This is a genomic window from Candidatus Zymogenaceae bacterium (assembly GCA_016931225.1).
Lineage (GTDB): Bacteria > Desulfobacterota > Zymogenia > Zymogenales > Zymogenaceae > JAFGFE01.
Genome location: JAFGFE010000035.1, coordinates 113628 through 128928 on the forward strand (window position 1 = coordinate 113628; position 15301 = coordinate 128928).

At 58.3% G+C, this 15301-nt stretch carries 13 protein-coding genes; 7 read left to right on the forward strand and 6 right to left on the reverse strand.

Annotated elements, in window-relative coordinates; genetic code table 11:
* Positions 1–26: 26 nt before the first annotated feature.
* From JW885_13790 to JW885_13805, 4 genes are all read right to left on the reverse strand, one after another.
* Positions 27–896 carry a hypothetical protein gene (locus JW885_13790; GenBank protein MBN1883234.1) on the reverse strand — a complete coding sequence of 290 codons (870 nt, stop codon included), beginning with the start codon at positions 894–896 and terminating at the stop codon, positions 27–29.
* 5 nt (positions 897–901) lie between these two features.
* Positions 902–2131, reverse strand: a complete 1230-nt coding sequence (locus JW885_13795) for an FAD-dependent oxidoreductase (protein ID MBN1883235.1) — start codon at positions 2129–2131, stop codon at positions 902–904.
* Positions 2132–2134: 3 nt separating this feature from the next.
* A complete protein-coding gene (locus tag JW885_13800) occupies positions 2135–2272 on the reverse strand; it encodes an FAD-dependent pyridine nucleotide-disulfide oxidoreductase (protein ID MBN1883236.1) in 138 nt (45 codons plus the stop codon).
* 219 nt (positions 2273–2491) lie between these two features.
* Complete coding sequence (locus tag JW885_13805) at positions 2492–3106, reverse strand: flavodoxin family protein (protein ID MBN1883237.1); 615 nt, start codon at positions 3104–3106, stop codon at positions 2492–2494.
* A gap of 477 nt (positions 3107–3583) precedes the next feature.
* On the opposite strand from JW885_13805, the gene JW885_13810 reads away from it, so the two are divergent.
* The 7 genes from JW885_13810 to JW885_13840 all read left to right on the forward strand — a co-directional run bounded on the left by JW885_13810 (position 3584) and on the right by JW885_13840 (position 12505).
* Positions 3584–4579: a nitronate monooxygenase gene (locus JW885_13810; protein MBN1883238.1), complete on the forward strand. Its 996-nt coding sequence runs from the start codon at positions 3584–3586 to the stop codon at positions 4577–4579.
* Between the two features lie 3 nt (positions 4580–4582).
* Positions 4583–5392: an enoyl-CoA hydratase/isomerase family protein gene (locus tag JW885_13815; GenBank protein MBN1883239.1), complete on the forward strand. Its 810-nt coding sequence runs from the start codon at positions 4583–4585 to the stop codon at positions 5390–5392.
* Positions 5393–5446: 54 nt separating this feature from the next.
* On the forward strand, positions 5447–5929 hold the full coding sequence (locus tag JW885_13820) for a YiiD C-terminal domain-containing protein (GenBank protein MBN1883240.1): 483 nt from the start codon (positions 5447–5449) through the stop codon (positions 5927–5929).
* Between the two features lie 138 nt (positions 5930–6067).
* Positions 6068–8074 carry an FAD-dependent oxidoreductase gene (locus tag JW885_13825; protein MBN1883241.1) on the forward strand — a complete coding sequence of 669 codons (2007 nt, stop codon included), beginning with the start codon at positions 6068–6070 and terminating at the stop codon, positions 8072–8074.
* A gap of 160 nt (positions 8075–8234) precedes the next feature.
* The gene (locus JW885_13830; protein MBN1883242.1) at positions 8235–9746 is read left to right on the forward strand and encodes an NAD(P)/FAD-dependent oxidoreductase; all 1512 of its coding nucleotides are present in this window, start codon (positions 8235–8237) and stop codon (positions 9744–9746) included.
* Between the two features lie 81 nt (positions 9747–9827).
* Complete coding sequence (locus tag JW885_13835) at positions 9828–11330, forward strand: NAD(P)/FAD-dependent oxidoreductase (protein MBN1883243.1); 1503 nt, start codon at positions 9828–9830, stop codon at positions 11328–11330.
* Between the two features lie 14 nt (positions 11331–11344).
* Positions 11345–12505: a 2Fe-2S iron-sulfur cluster binding domain-containing protein gene (locus tag JW885_13840; GenBank protein MBN1883244.1), complete on the forward strand. Its 1161-nt coding sequence runs from the start codon at positions 11345–11347 to the stop codon at positions 12503–12505.
* 145 nt (positions 12506–12650) lie between these two features.
* Here the strand turns inward: JW885_13840 and nagA are convergent, their stop codons facing one another.
* Both nagA and JW885_13850 read right to left on the reverse strand, forming a co-directional pair.
* A complete protein-coding gene (gene nagA / locus JW885_13845) occupies positions 12651–13811 on the reverse strand; it encodes an N-acetylglucosamine-6-phosphate deacetylase (GenBank protein ID MBN1883245.1) in 1161 nt (386 codons plus the stop codon).
* On the reverse strand, positions 13808–15163 hold the full coding sequence (locus JW885_13850; GenBank protein ID MBN1883246.1) for a hypothetical protein: 1356 nt from the start codon (positions 15161–15163) through the stop codon (positions 13808–13810). Before JW885_13850 ends, nagA begins: the two co-directional genes overlap by 4 nt.
* Positions 15164–15301: the final 138 nt, after the last annotated feature.

Here is a 15301-nt window from a genome sequence, read left to right on the forward strand (position 1 = left end):
ACTTCCCGGCGCCGTCTTCGGCGCCATCAAGGTTCCGATAATGCGTCCGTATCGGTCACCGCCAGATCCCTCGCCAGCTCGAACGCGGCCCGGGCCTGCTCCGGCGATTTCATCAGGTCGTATGCCCCCGCCAGGATGAGCCTCAGGATGATCGATTCGGGATATATCTCGACGGCCTCCAGCAGATACTCCTCCTCCTCGAGGTACAGTTCGTGACACTCCAGCGCCAACGCCGTCAGGGCCGCCCCGGTCTCAGAGTCGATCTCCCCACTGTCGGTGGATGCCAGCTCATCAAGCCACCGCTGAACCGCAGCGTCCTCCTCTTCCGTAAGGACGGTAAAGGCGGGACGGTCGAAGGGATTGGCCGAAAGCCTGAGGTTGCACGCCACCACACAGAGGGTCACATCCCACGAATACGTAACCCCCGGAACGAATTGGCACTCGTCGTCCTCCACCCTGGTGTGCGTCGTCACCGGCAGCATGTGGGTGACGGTCTCGACTCCATCGGCATACAGATGAAAGATATAATTCCTGCCGTTTTCTGCCAGGTTCCAGCGAAAGCTCCCGTCCCAAAAAGAGGGGCGCACCCGGGTGTTCCTGGGCGACAGCAGGTACCGATCATCCCCGGACCCGCCCTGAACGTCCACCGCGAAAATCGGCTCTATTCTCCTTTTTTCTTCAATGACGCTCCTGATGCTCTCATACGGCTCTCCCCGCTTTCCCTCGATGGAGTCGGAGAGATCGGTCCAGGCGGCGTCGTACCAGGGGGCCACGACATATCGCGTGGGAAAGAAGATCTCCTGTATCCAGATGGATGCACAGCCTGAGACACCCCCGGCGATCAGCAACCCGCACACAATAACCACTGCCGTTCGCGTAAGTCGATATGGTTTCATCACTGTTATCCCATATCCTTCTGCAGCACCCTGGCGGCGGTGAGAATTGGATCTATCGTCGGGGTAAACGGCGGCGCGTAGGCCAGGTCCAGGTCAACGATGTCCTCTATCGTCAGCTTGCCTGCAAGGGCCGCGGCCATGATGTTTATCCGGTGGGCGGCGCCGTCACGCCCGGCGATCTGGGCGCCCAACAGCCGCCTCGTCTTTCTTTCCGCCACGAGGCATACACGGATCAGTGAGCTGCCCGGGTAGAGCCGCGGTTTGGAACGGCCCTCGATGGTCCGGTCGATGTAGTCGATGCCTTCCGCTTCCGCCTCCATGCAGCTGAGACCGGTGAATCCCACCTCCAGATCGAAGACCTTGAAGTGAGCCGAGCCGAAGATGCCCGGATAGGTGACATCGCCCCCCGCGGCGTTCTCCCCCGCCACCCAGCCCTGCTTGTTGGCCAAATCTCCCAGAGGGACGAATACCGGTTTATTGGTAATGCGATGGAGTACCTCGCAGCAATCGCCGGCGGCATAGATATGCTCATCTGACGTGCGCTGTCGCTCATCCACGCTGAGGGCGCCGCTTTTGCCCAGGGCAAGGCCCGCGGCTTTTGCGATCTCCGTATTCGGTATCACGCCCACTGAAATCAGCACCATGTCCGTGGGGAACTCGCCCTTATCCGTCACCACGGAGATGACCATGCCGTCCGCATCCAGGGTGAAGGATGACGGGTTCGCATCCTGGATGAAGCGTACGCCGTGCTCCTCCACCTCCCCGATGATCATCTCGGAGATGTCATCTCCCAATCGACCCATCGGTTTTGACCCCCGATAGACCATCGTATTCTGAATACCAAGATGTCCGAAGGCCTCCGCCATCTCCAGTCCGATGAACCCGGCGCCCAAGGTTACCGCGCGGCTCGGTTTTTTCTCATCGATAAACCGCTTGATGCTCTCCGCGTCGGACAGCTCCTTGAGGTAAAAGACGTTGGGGGCGTCATCGCCCGGTATGTTCAGCCGGCGGGATCGGGCGCCGGTGGAGATAATCAACGTGTCGTAGGGAACGGTTATCGTCCTGTCGTTTTTGATGTCCCTGACCTGTGTCTCCTTCGCCTGCGTGTCGATGGAGAGCACTTCATGCTGGAGGTGGATATCGATATCATGGCCGTCCTTGAAAACCCGAGGAGGTCTGACGATGTATTTATTCAGTTCGTTTGAGGTGGCTACATCACCGATGTAGTAGGGCATCAGTCAGGCGGAATAGGAAATATACGGGCCTTTTTCGTAGAGATCGATCTTGAGTCCAGAATCCACCCTGCGAGCGCGACTGGCTGCGGCTGTCCCCCCGGCCACGCCGCCGGCGATTACGAGTTTCCTTTCATCGGCCATACTATCTGTCCTCCCTATATCTATTGATTCTTTTCAACCTCACATCCACACCGCCCCGCTTCCTCTATGCTTCTATTCTTCTTTTATGTCCACGCTCATGCCCACCCTTGCTCACTCTGAGTATCGGTGGCAACACCCCTCCGCCGCACGCATTAATCCACTTTTTTATCAGACAATTTCAAACCGTTCCCGATTCAGCGATGAGCGGGCATCCCTCTTTCACCCGGACGACAGGGCCCTTCCCATTCTCTCCGCTTTCCGCGCCGTCTTTTCCCGCTCTCTGATGGGCATTCCCATCATCGACCCACCCTCTATCAGCGTGTATGAGGTCCGATATCCCGCAAAGCGTAATATTTCGGAAAGCCTCTTCTTGAAACAGCGATATTCCCTCGAAAGACTGAATAGGAACGTCGGTGCGATGCTGCTGGTAATGTACATACCCGGCTTCGTCGGCATGTGCTTCGGCATCGGTATCCCCTTGAAACCGCCGTCCAGGGCCTTATCATATGTCAGGGCGGTCATGCGGTGCGCCAGGACGGTCAACGGTGCGCTCATGGTTCCCCAATAAATGGGGCATGCCACTACCAGGGCGTCGGCCGTCAGCATCTGCTCGAATATATCCCTGACGTCGTCCTTTACGACGCAGTCGGCGATCGGCGCATCCTTCTGGCCGAAACAGCTCATGCAGCCCCTGCAGTATCGAATGTCTTTTTCCGCAAGGAATATCTCGGAGATCCGGGCATCGTTCTCTTCGAATCCCCGTTTCACCATATCGATCAGAACCCGGGTGTTTCCTTGAGCGCGGTAGCTGCCGTTGATGATGAGAATATTCATTGTGCTCCGTTATCGACCGATATAATACGGGATGATGTGAACACTTGACGGCATCAGAGTGAACTGTCGAAAAGAGGGCGGAAGCAACAAGAGAGAAACACCGGTCTTTTCGCATTCACTTCATATGTCGTGGCACGAACATGTCCGGTCGGACCATCACGTGTTATTGTAGATGCGGCATCCCGTTTTTTCAAGGTTAAAACAATCTGCACCGCTCGTTTATCGAACAAAAGGCGAAAACCGATCGTCCAGAGAATAAAAAACCGCTTTCTGCCGAAAATTGTTGACATAAAGGCATGGCTTTGCTATAAGCAATATCATAAAGCTTAAAGTTATACTTTAACCTTGTATAATCCTGTAGAATGGACGCTTTATCCGGCTCCCGCCTCAGCAGAGAGACCCTCCATCCCGAATCGGGAGACCGTATCCGTCTGTATCCAATCGTATCATCTTACTCCCAATTCCGAGGAGGGTTTCATGTTCAAAACCGCCATCACTGAAATGTTCGGCGTCAAATACCCGATCATCTGTGGCACCATGATGTGGCTTTCCATTCCACCGCTGTGCGCGGCCATCTCCGAGGCTGGCGGCCTGGGGAACCTCACCGCCGGCAATTACGAAACTGAAGAGGAATTCAGAAACGCCATCAACGAGGTCAGAAAGCTTACCGACAAGCCGTTCTTCGTGGGCATCACGATGCTCCCGTCCCTCAGGATTACCCCGGACCATCACAAAATGTATGTCCGGGTGTGCGCCGAGGAAAAAATCGCGGGCATCGAGTTTTCCGGCTCCCCGGTGGACAAGGGGGCGGGCATGGATCACGTTGAAATGCTCAAGAAGGCTGGGGTTAAGTTCTTCCACAAGGTCGGGGCGGTGCGTCATGCAAAGCACGCCGAAAAAATCGGGTATGACGGAGTTTTCGCCGCCGGTATCGAGGAGGGAGGCCATCCTCTGGACGACGATGTCTCCACCATGATACTGACTCCCCGGATCAAGCAGGAAGTGGATCTGCCGGTGGTGACGGTGGGCGGCATCGCCAACGGCCGCTCCATCGCCGCGGCCATTACCCTGGGGGCCGACGGAGTCATGATGGGAAGCCGCTTTGTGGCCACCAAGGAATGCCCCTGCCACGATAACATCAAAAGCGAGCTGGTTAAACGCCAGGAGTTCGACACCACCATTTTCGGCAAGTCCACCGGTTTGCAGGGTCGCGCGCTCATGAGTGACGTCATCCGGGAGGTCATCAAGATCGAGGATGCCGGCGGCGGACTGGAGGACCTCATTCCCCTCCTTTCGGGATTACGCATAAAAGAAGCGTGGAAAACAGGTGATGTCAATTTCGCCCCCCTCATGGTGGGCCAGTCCATCGGACTCATCAAAGACGTCCCCACCGTCAAGGAGCTTCTGGACCGCATGGGGAAGGAAGCCCTGGAAACCATGGAGGAGTCGAACAAAAAGGTCACGAAGGAGTAATTGATGAGCGATCAATTTGTTCTGGGAGAGAAAAAGGGGAGCATCTATCACATCATCCTCAACCGCCCCGAAAAGCGAAACGCCATCGCCTTCGAGATGCTCATCAGTATATCCGACATCCTCGATGAGATCATCGCCGACCCGGAAATCCGGGCGGTCATCCTGAGGGGCGAGGGGAAGCTCTTCTCCGCCGGTGTCGATTTCAACTCCCTGGGGATGCTCGTGGGACGATTCATGGGTGAATCCGCCGCCGGCGGCGCCACGATCCGCTCGGATATCCACAAGTACCAGCATTATCTCAACCGGATGGAGACCATTGAGATTCCGATCATCTGCGCCATCCACGAACGGGCGTACGGCATGGGGATCGAGCTGGCCCTGGCCTGCGACATTCGCCTGATGAGCGACGACTGCCTGTGGGGCATGCAGGAGCTTGAGTTCGGGATCATCCCGGACCTGGGCGGCACCGCCCGGCTCTCCAAGATCGTGGGCCAGTCCCGGGCGATGGAGATACTCATGACCGGACGGATGTACGAGGCCAAACAGGCCTACGACTGGGGTCTCGTCAACCATCTCTATCCGCAGAAGAACCTGCTTGAAGAGGCGGAAAAAATGGCCCTGGAAATCGCGAAGATGAGCCCCATTGCGGTGGGGGCCGCGAAGAAGGTCATTAAGAAGGGCGAGGGGATCGACCTGATGACCCATCTCGACATGGAAGTAAACCTGCAAAGCGTGCTGCTTCGCACCGACGACTTTAAAGAGGGAGTTCAAGCCAAAATGGAGCGCCGTGCTCCGAACTGGCAACGGAAATAGACGTTCATCGGACACAAGAAAACATGTTACGTTTCATACTCTGCGAGGTGCGTGATGATTGAAGAAAAGTATAAAGCCATAGCCGACTTTTGTATTTCCAACATTGAGGCGATACGTCGCACCGGCATCAAAGTTCTCGAGATGAAAAAGCGCTATGCCAAGATCTTGATGCCCCTGGAAGGAAACGTCAATCACATCGGCATGATGTATGCCGGATCCCTCTTCACCATTGGAGAGATATCCGGCGGTGTTATTCACGGCGCGTCGTTCGACATCAGCAAGTTCGTTCCCATCGTCAAGGAGGTGAACATCCGCTATCGCCGTCCGGCCATGACCGACGTCACCTTGGAAGTAACCATGACCGAGGAAGAGGCGGATAAAATCCAGGCCGAGGCGGCGAAAAACGGTAAGGCGGATTTCCCCATGGAGTTGGAAATTAAGGACGCTTCGGGCGAGGTGGTCTCCATCGTGAAAGGAATCTGGCAGATTCGCACCATGCCCGAGGGGATGGAAAGCCCCTTCGGGAAAATCGATTAAATCCAAGAGATTCCGACCTTCCATCTCCCGGCGAGAGAGCGTTTTCTCCCCGTGCCGGCCGTGTTCGCTGATCACGAGTGTTCATGGATTTCACGGCACGGGGCTGTCTTCTATCTAACCACGGAGCCTGTGTATCATATGGAACTCGTAAGACTCTTCGAACCTATCACCATAAACAAGCTCACCGTTAAAAACCGCATCGTCATGCCCGCCATGGGCCTTCTCTTCACCGATGATTTCATGTTTAACGAGCGCTATCAAGCCTACTTTCGGGAACGGGCGGAAGGTGGTGTGGGCCTGATGATTATGGGCCCGCTGGCCATCGACCTGGTGGGGTGTGCCCCCTATATGCCCGCCCTCTTCGATGACCGAAACATCCCCGCCTTCCAGTCCTTCATAAAGGACGTCAAGAAGAAGACCGGCGTGGCGGTGGGCACCCAGCTCTTTCACATGGGGCGCTACGCCTACTCCTTCGTTACCGGGAAGAAGCCCATCGCCCCGTCTCCGGTGCCCAGCCGTCTGACCGGGGAAACCCCCCGGGAGATGACGAAGGAGGACATCGAAATCGTCCAGGAGGCCTTCGTCACCGCCGCCGTCAACGCCATGGAGGCCGGATTTGAATACATCGAGCCGGTGGGGTGCACCGGATACCTCATCAGTCAGTTTTTGAGTCCCTTCACGAACCTCCGCACCGATGAATACGGCGGCTCTTTGGAAAACCGTATGCGCTTCGGCTGTGAGGTGATCGAAAAGATCAGGAAGGCAGTCGGCCCCGATTTCTGCCTCGGCATGCGCATCGCCGGGCACGATTTTATGGAGGGGGGCAACACCAACCGGGAGGCGGCGCTCTTCGCCGCCGCCCTGGAGAAGGTCGGCCTCAACTCCGTGAACGTCACCGGCGGCTGGCATGAAACCCGCACCCCCCAACTCACCAGCAACGTTCCCCCCGGGGCGTATGTCTATCTCGCCAGGGGTGTCAAGGAGGCGGTGTCCATCCCGGTGTTCGCCTCCAATCGACTGGGAGACCCGGAGCTGGCGGAGCGGACCCTGCGTTCCGGTGCCGCGGACCTGATCTGCTGGGGACGCCCCCTCATCGCCGACCCCGAGCTTCCCAACAAGCTCAAAAAAGGCCGCACAGATGAGGTCGTCTCGTGCATTTCGTGCAATCAGGGTTGTTTCGATTCGATCTTCAGCGGACAGGCGGTGCACTGCGTCCTGAACCCCCGGGTGGGTCGTGAGTCCGAGCTGACCATCGAGCCCGCAAAGAAGAAAAAGAAGATTTTTGTCGCCGGCGGCGGACCTTCGGGTATGGAATTCGCCATTATCGCCGCCCAGCGGGGACACACGGTAACCCTCTTCGAGAAACAGGATGAGCTCGGCGGCCAAATCAACCTGGCCACCGTTCCTCCGGGCAAGGGGGAGTTCAATAAAATAGTCGCGAGCATGAAAAACCGCATGGACGCATACGGCGTGACCGTTAAAACAGGAACCCCCCTGACGAAAAAAATCATCAGTACCGAAAAGCCGGACCTGGTGGTGGTGGCCACCGGCGCCGAACCCATCACGCCGCCGATCCCGGGCATCGATAAATCCCACGTGGTGGGCGCCTGGGACGTGCTGACCGATCGGATTCCCGACATCGGCGATGACGTGGTCATCATCGGCGGCAGCGCCACCGGCTGCGAAACCGCCCACTACATCGCCTCTCAGGAGATGATGGATTACGAAACCTTCAGCTTCCTGATGTATCACAACGCCGAGGACCCGGTATACGCCATGGAGCTTTTGCACCGCACGCAGCGGCGAATCACCGTGGTAGACATGGTCGATCGCCTGGCGGATAATGTGAGCCGAACGTCCCGCTGGTCTCTGATGAAAAGCCTCAGGCTCAGCGGCGTCGATCTTCGACCGTCCACAATAGTCAAAGAGATCACCGATGCCGGTGTTGTGGTTGAGTCCGACAAGGGTACCGAGACGATACCGGCGGATACGGTGATCATCGCCGTGGGCGCAAAGCCGGTCAAAACCCTGGCGGACGATCTCTCATCCGCCGATGTCCCGGTCATCGTCATCGGAGACGCGTCGGAACCCCGGAAGATAGCGGATGCGGTCCGGGAGGGGTTCTGTGAAGCCCGGACAATCTGAGAACACCTTCGATCACGCCGGAAACTCTATTGCATTTTCATCCCCGGTGTGATACCACAAGAAAACGGGGAGGGTCGATCCCTCGGGATGGCCCTCCGCACGTCAATTAAATCATATATTCTATTCATATTAGTATACGTATCGGAACTGGAGACATACTATGGCCAAGAAATTCGACGCCGTGGTTATCGGCGCCGGTCTGGGGGGAATGTCCGCAGCGGCGATGCTGGCAAAGAACGGAAAATCGGTGATGCTGCTTGAGCGTCACAACGTCCCCGGCGGCTACGCCACCTCCTTTCGCCGTGGACGGTTCGAGTTCGACATCTCCCTTCACGAACTCTCCGGCGTCGGCAGCCCCGAGGCGAGGGGGGCGCTGTTCCCCTATCTTGAATCCCTGGGCGTGACCGAAAAGGTGGAATTCATCCCCATGCACCAGCTCTACCGGGTCATCGACGGGGACCTGGACCTGACCGTTCCCGCGGGACGGGATGAGTGCAACGAATTCTTCATGGAGCACTTCCCGAAGGAGACCGACGGCATCGAAAAATTCTTCGACGCCATGCAGGATTTGATGAAAGACTACGGCGGCGTCATAGGCGGCGCGTCAGTCGGCGCCGACGACCTCACCCCGGAAAAGTTCCCCAATTTCATCAAGCACGGCATGAAGACCTACGGCGAGGTCCTGGACGACTGCATCACCGATCAGGACCTGAAGAACGCCCTCTCCCCCTACTGGGGCTACGGGGGGCTGCCCCCCTCGAAGCTCCCCTTTCACTTGATGGCCTCCATCTGGGAGGCGTACCTCGGCGCACCCCCGGCCCACATCCGGGGCACCTGCCAGGCGCTGTCCAACGCGTTCGTGGAGATCGTACTGGAAAACGGCGGCGAGGTGAAATTCAACTGCGGGGTGAAAAAAATCCTTACAAGCTCTGACAAGGTGACCGGGGTTATCACAGACGACGACCGTAAAATACAGACCTCGGTGATCGTCTCCAACGCGAATCCCCTTTCCACGATGATCGATCTTTTGGGCCTGGAACACGCCCCGAAGGCGTTCATGCGGGACATCAACAGCCGCATCATCGGCTTCTCCACCTTCAACGTGTATCTGGGACTCGACTGTCCGCCGGAGGAGGTGGGCACAATGGTCCATGAAAACTTCATCAACATGGGTGGAGACGTCGACGCCATCTGGGAGCGGGGATTCACCCTCGATCCCCCGGAGAGCGTCCTCTTTACCAACTACAACGCCACCGACCCGCAGTTTTCCCCGCCGGGCACCACGGTGGCGGTGCTGCTGTCGGTGTGCTACGCCCGCCCCTGGTACTACATTCCCCCGGATCAGTACGTGGAAACCAAGAACGCCTACGCCGAGGCACTGCTTTCTGTATCCGAAAAGCACTTCCCGGGCTTTCGTGACCACATCGAGGTGATCGAGGTGTCCACGCCGGTTACGAACATGCGATACACCGGAAATCCGGGCGGCACGATCTACGGGTTCGACCAGTACCTGTCCGATTCCGGAATGCTCAGGCTCCGGCACAAGGGACCCGTCGGCGGCCTCTTTTTCGCCTCGGCGTGGACCATTCCCGGCGGCGGCTACCAGCCGTCCATCATGGCTGGCTCTATCGCCGCGGGCCGCGCCCTGGCCCACATCGCCAAGGGGGCGTAACACATCGTTTTTTATGAATATCGAGCACCCCATTCTATGGGGGATATCAGATCTATCGAGCAATTCTAAAGGAGTTCATTGATGCCGAAAAAGTATGACGCGGTGGTCATCGGCGCCGGTCTGGGCGGGCTCTCCGCCGCGACGCTCCTGGCACGAAGCGGGAAAAAGGTGCTGCTTCTGGAGCGGCACAACATCCCCGGCGGATACGCCACCACCTTCTGTCGGGGCCGCTTCGAATTCGACATCTCACTGCACGAGCTGTCGGGGATCGGGACACCGGAAGAGCGGGGCGACCTCTATAAGTACCTGGAGATGGTGGGCGTCACGGAAAAAATGACGTTTCTTCCCATGCCGGACCTCTTTCGTGTAGCCGACGATGACCTTGACATGACCATCCCTGCGGGAAGGGACACATCCCAGGAATACCTGATGGACCACTTCCCGAAGGAGGCGGAGAAGATAGACACGTTCTTCGAGGTCATGCGGGACGTGATGAACGATTTCCGCGGAATCATCGGCGGCGCGGCGAACCCGACCGCGGACCTGACGCCGGAGAAATTTCCGGGCTACGTCAAATACGGGATGAAGCCCTGGGGCGAGGTACTGGACAGCATGATCGATGATGATCGGCTCAAGAAGGTGCTCTCGGCCTACTGGGGATACCTGGGCCTGCCGCCCTCGAAGCTCCCGTTTCACCTGATGACCGCCGTGTGGGAGTCGTTTCTGGACACCCCACCCTACCACATCCGGGGACGCTGCCAGGCGCTGTCCAACGCGTTTGTCGAGGTAATCTGTGAAAACGGCGGCGAGGTGAAATTCAACTGCGGCGCGAAAAAGATCCTCACCGACGGAAAAGAGATATCCGGCGTCATCACCGATGAAGACGAGGAAATATCCACGAAAGTCGTCATCTCCAACGCCAACCCCCACACCACCCTCATCGACCTGGTGGGTATGGAACACGCGCCCAAAAAGGTCCTGAAGGACATCACCAGCCGCCCCGCCGGGTTTTCCACCGTCAACCTGTACGTGGGGCTTGCGTGCCCGCCGGAAACCATTGGGGCGAAGGTGCATGAAAACTTCATAAAAATGGCGGGGGATATCGAGAACATGTGGGAGGAGTCGTTCACCCTGAAACCTCCCCGGGGCTTTCTTTTGACCTGCTACAACGTCACCGATCCTGAGTTCTCACCGCCGGGGACATCGGTCGTGGTGATTACCTCCTCGGCGTACGCCCGGCCCTGGTACCTGCTGCCCCCGGAGCGCTATGTGGAGGAGAAAAACGCCTATGCGGCGGCGATCCTTGACATCGCCGAGGAATTCTACCCCGGATTCAAGGAACACATCGAGGTGATAGAGGTGGCCACCCCCATCACCAACATGCGCTACACCGGCAATCCGGGCGGGGCCATATACGGTTCCGAGCAGTACCTGTCCGACTCCGGCATGCTCAGGCTCAGGCATAAGACCCCCATCGGCGGGCTCTTCTTTGCGTCGGCCTGGACTATCCCCGGCGGCGGTTATCAGCCGTCCATATCGTCCGGGTCCATCGCAGCGGGCAGGGCCCTGGCCAAACTGTCATAAAGAGGACTGGAATAATGAAAATAAGCGAATTTTTAAGCCACGTGGAAGGATTCAACGAAGCCGTCAACGAGCGGGAGGTGCTCAAAAGGGTCATGGGGGACATCACCATCCCCAAGGAGTTTGCCAAGAACTTCGTGCAGCAGCTCCACCCGGACAACATCCAGGCGAAGGTGGTGGACATCATCGAGGAAACGTCCACCGCCAAGACATTCCGCCTGGCCCCGAAAAGCGGCTATCTCCCCCCGTTCCGAGCGGGCCAGTACGTCACCTGGGAGGTGACCATCGGTAATGTAAAGACGGGCCGGGCCTTTTCCATCTCCTCCCCCCCGAACCAGCGGGGATTTTACGACATCACGGTCAGGAGGATGCCCGAAGGATTCGTCTCCCACTATCTCATGGACGACGTGAAGGTCGGCGACGAATTCACCCTCAGGGGACCGGCGGGGACCTTTTACCACGAGCCTCTGACAGACGGGAAGGACCTGGTGTTCCTGGCAGGCGGCTCCGGCATCACCCCGTTTCGCAGCATCATCCAGGAGACGGCCGAGAGGGGGCTTGATTTCAACATCTGGCTGATATACGGCAGCCGCACCGAGGACGATGTAATCTTTGGCGATGAGCTGAAGGCCATGAGCGAAAAGCACAAAAACATCAACGTGGAGACGGTCATCAGCGAGCCGGGTAAGAATTACAAGGGCGTGACCGGCTTCATCACCAGTGATGTCATTAAAAAGATTGTGGGCAAGGTTGAGGGAAAGACCTTCTACATGTGTGGCCCCGAGGCGATGTATCAATTCTGTAAACCTGAGGTCGAGAAGCTGAAGGTACCCCGGAGAAAATTCAAGATTGAATCCTACGGCCCCCCGGCGGACATCACGAAAGAGGCGGGCTGGCCGAAGGAGATCAAGGCCGACGACGAGTTTTCGGTGAAGGTCAACGGAGAAAAGACCATCAAGGTGAAGGCGGGAGAGCCGCTGCTCAACAGCCTGGAGCGAAACGGCCTGGTGGCGCCTTACTTGTGCAGGAGCGGCGAGTGCAGCTACTGCCGTACAAAGGTCGTCTCCGGAAAGGTCTTTATGCCCGATCGCGTGCCGGTGCGGGAGGCGGACCGGTGGTACAACTACGTCCACGCATGTCTCTCCTACCCGCTGTCCGACCTGGAGATCAGGTACTGATCTCTCACATCGAGACGTCAGACGTCCATCGCACAATTAAACACGGGCGTGTCGGATCGACACGCCCGTGTTTTGTCTATACATCGATATGCTGCACGTCGCCCCCCCTCTCTTCCCCGGACACCCTCCCCCACGCCGCCGCCCCTCAGTCGGCGGAAATCGACACCCCCGCGACGAAGACCTCCTCGATATGCAATTCCCCATCAAGAACCAGGAGGCTCGCCTCCTTGCCCACGGTGATACTCCCCAGATGTTTATCGAGACCCAGAAGCCGGGCTGGGGTGAGCGATGCGGCCCGGAACACGTGGGCCAGGGGAATGGAGGTTTTAGTCGCCAGGTTCCTGATCCCGGCCATCTGGGGGCTTGCGCTTCCGGCCAGCACGTCCGTCCCGCCGATCATGACCTTCCCGCCTTTCACCAGGCATTTCACGCCGAAAAACTCATACTCCCCCTCGGCAAGACCCAGCGCCCCCACCGAGTCGGAGATCAGGACCATTCGGTCCGGACCCTTCAAACGATAGATCATCTCCAGAATCGGCATCGCCAGGTGAAAACCGTCGCCGATGCACTCGGCATAGAGGCTGTCCAGAAGCAGCGCCGCCGCGATCACCCCCGGTTCCCGGTGGTGCAAGGGACGCATGGCATTAAAGGTGTGGCATGTCAGCGTAAGCCCCCTGGCGCTCGCCTCGACGATCTGGTCGAACGTGGCGTCGGTATGGACCGCCCCGGCGATGATATTTTTCGCCGTCAGGTCCTCTATCAACTCCATGCCGCCGGGGATCTCCGGAGCGAGGCTCATGGTTCTAACACGCCCCTCCGATGCATCGATGTACGCGTCGATGTCCCCGGAATCACGCCGGTACTCCCTGATGGCGTCCTGCCGCTGGGCGCCGGCCCGCTGGAGCGACAGATACGGCCCCTCCATGTGGATGCCCAGGATCTTCGCCCCGGAGACGGAATCCGCAGCCCCTGCGATGGTTGAAAGGACCGACAGCGTCTCCTCGAAGTGGGACGTCCCTACGGTGGGAAGAAACCCGACAGTGCCGTGACGGGCGATCGCCAGAGACATCTCGTCCAGGCCGTCCGTCGTGGCCATCTCGCTCATGTGCCCCGCGGCTCCGTGGATATGGCTGTCGATGAGGCCCGGCGCGATATAGCGGTCGCGCGCGTCGATGATGCGGGCACCCTTTGCATCCAACCCGCGCCCCACGGCACCGATAACGTCGTTCGTAATCAACACATTACTGTTTTCTTCACATCTGTCCGGCAAGATCACCGTCCCGCCCTGTATCAGTATATCCGTCACAACTCCCTCTCTTTCCTTTCCGTTTCAGAGGATCGAGCCACCATCCGCTTCGCTCCATCTATCAGCCGGTGAATCGATTCGGCATCGAGGACGGCCATGAGAGATTCATATTCCACTCCGTTCTCGTCCTCACCTCCGCTATTATCTCCAGAAGACCGAGCCAAGTATCCAAAATAGTCTCCGGCGTACCCGCATACCATCAGCGGCATACCCGAGTTTTTTTTCAAATCAAGGGCCGTCTCGGACATCACCTCTCCGGGAAAGAAGACGATTAAGAGCCCCCCGATTTCAACCAGGGACACGGCCGTGTCCATGGATCGATCTCCGAAGTGGGCCCGAGGACCGCCCATGCCGGAAAGCAGCAGCGTCGCCAGCGTCCCCTCCCGCACCGACTCCAGCCGCCGGAGCCTCCCCGGGTCGGCGCCCCTCCCACGCTCCCGGGCGAGGGCCTCCTCGGCCCGGTCAAACGCCCGTCGGGCGACCTCCACGTCCGGATATTTTCGATACGCAACCGTGACCGCGGTCTTTTGAATCGACACCGCCCGGCCGGAGATCTGTTTCTCGTTTTCCCGGGCCGCCAAGGCCGCCGCCGCCAGGATCTCCCCGAAGCGGTCCCGCTCGCCAACCCTGTCCGTATCTCTCCGGGTGAAGCGGGTGCTCACGTCCCCGGAGCCGCCGTTGAGAAATAAAAACACCCCCCCCTTCGCATCCAGTCGGGACAATCCCGCACCCACAAAATCGGCGGAAAACAAAAGATTATCCGGCCCCAAAGCCGTGGGGTGGCAGCCGTAATTGACGAGCCGTGCGATCGTCCCGCCTGATTCATCTACGAACCGGGCGAATACCAGCTCATCGTCCACCGCCCGCTCTGGCTCGTTTCGATGGGTCCCGATATTTCCGACCGCGGCGCTCCCGATGCGAAGCGCCGCCGGCACCGCTTTTCCCGGAAGGCCCCGGGCCGCCCTCGTGATGTGTTCCGTCACACGTTCGAGATACCGCCCCTCACCGTCGCCTTCCCACCCAACCGGGGCCGAGCGGAACACCCCCGGTCCCGAGTGGGTGTGGACGGCCCAAACGACGACCCGCCCCGGCTCCACGCCGACCGCCTCACCAACCGTTCGGGCACATCGATCGCTCCATTCTCCCATTACATATATGAAATCGAGGGACACCAGGAGCACGCTCTCACTTCCGTTGCTCACATACAGAAGCCGTGCATATATCGGATCGAGGATCCCTTGGGAGACACCCTGGCGGAGTAGATACCCACCCAGGGGACTCCCGATGTCGGGGGTGATATCGACGACTGTCGCCGCCGCCTGCAATGTATTGTGGGATGAATTCTCTTTCATAAACATCAAAAAAGACGGCTTACAATATCAGAATCCAGGGAGTACAATCGACATTTATTGTATCACATTCGGCGTCCCTGAGCGACAGAACGACGAAGGCGTTATAAAATAACGACGCCCATGAGTGCATTATCTCAA